Origin of the sequence: Kitasatospora sp. NPDC093806, assembly GCF_040683335.1 — a bacterium.
In the GTDB taxonomy this organism is placed as follows: Bacteria; Actinomycetota; Actinomycetes; order Streptomycetales; family Streptomycetaceae; genus Kitasatospora.
Genome location: NZ_JBFBDO010000222.1, coordinates 1 through 4,334 on the forward strand (window position 1 = coordinate 1; position 4,334 = coordinate 4,334).

Genomic DNA, 4,334 nt, shown 5'->3' on the forward strand with positions numbered 1-4,334 from the left:
TGCTGCTGGCCGCCGACGGCTCGGTCGAGTTCGCGCTGGGCACCAGCGCGCGGACCTCGGCGGCCAGGTCGGCCGCGTCGCGCGGCACGAACCACGTCGCGCCCGACTTCTCGGCCCGCGCGGCGTCCTCCGGGCCGGCCACCGCCACCACCTTCAGCCCGCGCAGCACCGCGAGTTGCACCGCGAGGTCGCCCACCCCGCCCGCCGCGCCGGTGACCAGCAGGGTCGAACCGGCCGGCAGGCCGAGCAGGTCCAGCGCCTGGAGCGCCGTCAGCCCGTTGAGCGGCAGGGTGGCCGCCCGGTCCAGCGGCACGCCCGCCGGGGCGGGGGCGAGCGCGGCGGCGTCCAGCACCAGGTGCTCGGCGTAGGCGCCGAGCGGCACGTCCAGCCGGTCGCGGAGCCCGATCACCCGGTCGCCGGCCGCGAAGCCGGTCACCCCGGGCCCGACCCGGTCCACCGTGCCGGCCGCGTCCCAGCCGAGGCCCACGCTCTCGCGCGGGGCCAGCAGACCGGCCCCGGTGAGCACCCCGGCGCGGGTCACCGCGTCCACCGGGTTGACCGCGGCGGCCTCCACCCGGATCCGCACCTGGCCCGGGCCGGGCTCGGGGACGGGCACCTCGATCAGTTCCAGGGCCTCCGGGCCACCGAACCGACGGACGACGACGGCACGCATCACACGACTCCTCTCGGCGGGCTCCGCCCCCCGGGTGCGTCCGGCGGGGCTTGCCAACACCGCCCAACCTAGGGAGAGTTGCTCTCCGTCAGGAAGTACGCACCCGGAAGTGCGTACCGCACGGGGAGGAGAGCCCATGGCGACCACGACCGCCGCCCAGCGCCGCGAGGCCGAGCGGGCCGGCTTCGACGCCTACCTCGCCGAGTGCCCGGCCCGCCAGCTGCTGGACCGGATCGGCGACAAGTGGGTCAGCCTGATCGTCAACGCCCTGGCCGACGGCCCGCGGCGGTACAGCGAGCTGCGCCGCCGGCTCGCCGGGGTCAGCGAGAAGATGCTCACCCAGACCCTGCGGGCCCTGGAGCGCGACGGCCTGCTCACCCGCACGGTCACCCCGTCCGTGCCGGTCCGGGTGGACTACGCGCTCACCCCGCTCGGCACCGGGCTGCTCCCGCTGCTGACGGCGATCAAGGGCTGGGCCGAGCAGAACATGCCCGAGGTGCTCGCCCACCGCGAGGCCTGGGACGCGGTCGACGGCGTGGCCGACGGTCCGGCCTGAGGGGACGCGGTGGTCCCGCCCCCGGTCCGGGCGTGGTCGGCACGAAGCCCCGGGGCCCGCCTTGGCGAGGTCCCGGGGCTTCGTCGTGCTCGGTGCCCGGTGCCCGGTGCTCAGGTGGTGGCGGCGGGCTCCGGGAGTCGTCGCGACCTGTTCATCTCCTCGACGGTGGCGACCAGCGGCGCCAGCTCGGGGTTCCGGGCGGCCTCGTCCAGCGCCTCCCGGAGGGCGGCCTCGTTGGTCGGCCGGGCCGCCTCCAGGAGCTCCAGGCCGGGCCCGGTCACGTCGGTGTAGATGCCGCGGCGGTCGGTCGCGCAGAGGTAGCGCGAGAGCAGGCCGCGGTCCTCCAGCCGGGTGACGAGGCGGGTGGTGGCGCTCTGGCTGAGCACCACCGCGTCGGCGACCTGCTTCATCTGCAGGTGGCCGCCCTCGCCGTCGTGCTGGCGGCTGAGCACGTCGAGCAGTGAGTACTCGCGCACGCTCAGGTCGTGTCCGGCCTGGAGGGCGCGCTCGATCTGCGCCTCGATCCGGCCGGCCAGCAGGTAGAGGGCGGCCCAGCCGTTGGCGAGGGCGGTCAGCGCGGGGTCCGTGGCGGTCATGGGGGCGGCTCCTTACGGGTGTGACGTCCTCCAGGATAAGCGATGAGCAAATGCCCGCATTTGCACATTGCCAGCGCCTGCAACTATTGTCGGAGCACGTAAGGCGCAACAGCAATCGTATGGAGGGCACCATGCCACTCGCGCTCCTGGCCCTGGCGATCGGGGCCTTCGGGATCGGCACGACCGAGTTCGTGGTCATGGGCCTGCTGCCCGAGATCGCCGGCGACTACGGGGTGTCCATCCCCTCCGCCGGACTCCTGGTCACCGGGTACGCGATCGGCGTCGTCATCGGCGCCCCGCTGATGACGGTGCTCGGCACCCGGATCGGCCGCAAGACGATGCTCATGGTCCTGATGGGCCTGTTCGTGGTGGGCAACCTGCTCTCCGCCGCGGCGCCGAGCATGGGCGTGATGCTCGCCGGCCGCATCGTGGCCTCCCTCGCCCACGGCGCCTTCTTCGGCATCGGCTCGGTGGTCGCCGCCGACCTCGTGGCCCCCGACCGGAAGGCCGGTGCCATCGCCACGATGTTCACCGGCCTCACCGTCGCCAACATCGTCGGCGTGCCGCTGGGCACCTTCATCGGCCAGGCCGTCGGCTGGCGCGTCACCTTCGCCGTCGTCGCCGCGCTCGGCGTGGTCGGCCTGCTCGGGATCGCCAGGCTGGTCCCCGCCATGCCCCGCCCCGAGGGCGCCCACCTGCGCCGCGAGCTCACGGCGTTCCGCAACCCCCAGGTCCTGCTCGCCATGGCGATGACCGTCCTCGGCTTCGGCGGGGTCTTCGCGGCGATCACCTACATCGCCCCGATGATGACCCAGGTCGCCGGGTACTCGGACGGCGCCGTCACCTGGCTGCTGGTGCTGTTCGGCGTCGGGATGTTCCTCGGCAACCTGCTCGGCGGCAGGTTCGCCGACCGCAAGCTGATGCCGATGCTCTACGCCTCCCTCGGCGGACTCGCCGTCGTGCTGGCCCTGTTCACCCTCACCGCGCACAACAAGATCCTCGCCGCGGTCTCCATCCTGCTCGTCGGGGCGCTCGGCTTCGCCACCGTCCCACCGCTGCAGAAGCGGGTCCTGGACCAGGCGCACGGCGCGCCCACCCTGGCCTCCGCCGTCAACATCGGCGCCTTCAACCTCGGCAACGCCCTCGCCGCCTGGCTCGGCGGCCAGGTGATCGCGGCCGGCCTCGGCTACACCGCCCCGAACTGGGTCGGCGCGCTGCTCGCCGGCGCCGCGCTCCTGCTGGCCGTCTGGTCCGCCGCCCTGGAACGCCGCACCCCCGCGGGGGCGAGCGCCCTCGTCGCCGCTCCCACCCCCGTCGCCGTCCACCACTGACCGACCCCCCGTTCCCCCCTCCCTGTTCCCCCCGTCCCTTCCAGGAGAAGCGCGCACCATGAACAACCCCGGCATCCCCACCGTGAAGCTCAACAACGGCGTCGAGATCCCCCAGCTCGGCTTCGGCGTCTTCCAGGTCCCCGACGACGAGACCACCGCCGCCGTCACCTCCGCCCTGGAGGCCGGCTACCGCAGCATCGACACCGCCGCGATCTACGGCAACGAGACCGGCGTCGGCCGGGCCCTGGCCGCCTCCGGCCTGCCGCGCGAGGAGCTGTTCGTCACCACCAAGCTGTGGAACGCCGACCAGGGCTACGACGCCACGCTGCGCGCCTTCGACGCCAGCCTCGCCAAGCTCGGTCTGGAGCGGATCGACCTCTACCTGATCCACTGGCCCACCCCGGCCCACGACCTCTACCCGGACTCCTGGCGCGCCGTCGAGCGCCTCGCCGCCGAGGGCCGGATCCGCGCCGCGGGCGTCTCCAACTTCCAGCCCGCCCACCTCCGACGCCTGCTGGACAGCGGCTCGCTGGTACCGGCCGTGAACCAGGTCGAGCTGCACCCCGGCCTCCAGCAGGCCGAGCTGCGCGCCTTCCACGCCGAGCACGGCATCGCCACCGAGGCGTGGAGCCCGCTCGCCCAGGGCGCCGTCCTGGACGACCCGGTGATCACCGCGATCGCCGCCCGCACCGGAAAGTCCGCCGCCCAGGTGGTGCTGCGCTGGCACCTCCAGCTCGGCAACATCGTCATCCCGAAGTCCGTCACCCCGGCGCGCATCCGCCAGAACCTGGACGTCTTCGACTTCCGGCTGACCGAGGAGGACATGGCCGCCATCGGCGCCACCGACCGCGGCCTGCGCACCGGCCCGCACCCGGACGAGTTCAACTGACCGACCCCGCACACCCCCGGAAGCCCGCTGTGGTCCGGCCCCTCCCGGCCGGTCCGCAGCGGGCTTCGCCCGTTCCGCCGTGCATGCGCGCCCTCCGAGGCTTGCATTAGCCAGCGTCTGCAACTATTGTTAAAGCATGCAAAGCGCGCCTGCATTTATTGCTCGCCCTTGCGTTCCCCCGCACCCCCCGTTCGGAAAAGGCACCACCATGTCCCTCAAGGAACTCCTCCCCGGCAAGCTCGGCTTCGGCACCGCCCCGCTCGGCAACATGTTCCGCGCGATCCCCGAC

Annotated in this window: 5 protein-coding genes; 3 read left to right on the top strand and 2 right to left on the bottom strand. The window is 73.5% G+C overall.

The window, feature by feature from the left end:
• The coding region (locus tag AB0N76_RS39320) for an NADP-dependent oxidoreductase (protein WP_363565658.1) at positions 1 to 673 on the bottom strand (673 nt) is incomplete at its 3' end.
• Positions 674 to 809: 136 nt separating this feature from the next.
• Here AB0N76_RS39320 and AB0N76_RS39325 point away from each other — a divergent pair.
• Positions 810 to 1,229, top strand: coding sequence for a helix-turn-helix domain-containing protein (locus AB0N76_RS39325; protein WP_363565659.1), 420 nt, complete (start codon positions 810 to 812; stop codon positions 1,227 to 1,229).
• A gap of 110 nt (positions 1,230 to 1,339) precedes the next feature.
• Here AB0N76_RS39325 and AB0N76_RS39330 read toward each other — a convergent pair whose 3' ends face one another.
• The gene (locus tag AB0N76_RS39330; protein ID WP_363565660.1) at positions 1,340 to 1,825 is read right to left on the bottom strand and encodes a MarR family transcriptional regulator; all 486 of its coding nucleotides are present in this window, start codon (positions 1,823 to 1,825) and stop codon (positions 1,340 to 1,342) included.
• 131 nt (positions 1,826 to 1,956) lie between these two features.
• Here AB0N76_RS39330 and AB0N76_RS39335 point away from each other — a divergent pair, with 131 nt between their 5' ends.
• Positions 1,957 to 3,156 (top strand): MFS transporter, encoded by a 1,200-nt coding sequence (locus AB0N76_RS39335; RefSeq protein WP_363565661.1) that lies wholly within the window; start codon positions 1,957 to 1,959, stop codon positions 3,154 to 3,156.
• 58 nt (positions 3,157 to 3,214) lie between these two features.
• The gene (locus tag AB0N76_RS39340) at positions 3,215 to 4,045 is read left to right on the top strand and encodes an aldo/keto reductase (RefSeq protein ID WP_363565662.1); all 831 of its coding nucleotides are present in this window, start codon (positions 3,215 to 3,217) and stop codon (positions 4,043 to 4,045) included.
• Positions 4,046 to 4,334 lie beyond the last annotated feature (289 nt).

Excerpts from the sequence above, each read along its gene's own strand:
- AB0N76_RS39325 (WP_363565659.1), top strand. The coding sequence starts at position 810 with ATGGCGACCACGACCGCCGCCCAGCGCCGCGAGGCCGAGCGGGCCGGC.
- AB0N76_RS39330 (WP_363565660.1), bottom strand. The coding sequence starts at position 1,825 with ATGACCGCCACGGACCCCGCGCTGACCGCCCTCGCCAACGGCTGGGCC.
- AB0N76_RS39335 (WP_363565661.1), top strand. The coding sequence starts at position 1,957 with ATGCCACTCGCGCTCCTGGCCCTGGCGATCGGGGCCTTCGGGATCGGC.
- AB0N76_RS39340 (WP_363565662.1), top strand. The coding sequence starts at position 3,215 with ATGAACAACCCCGGCATCCCCACCGTGAAGCTCAACAACGGCGTCGAG.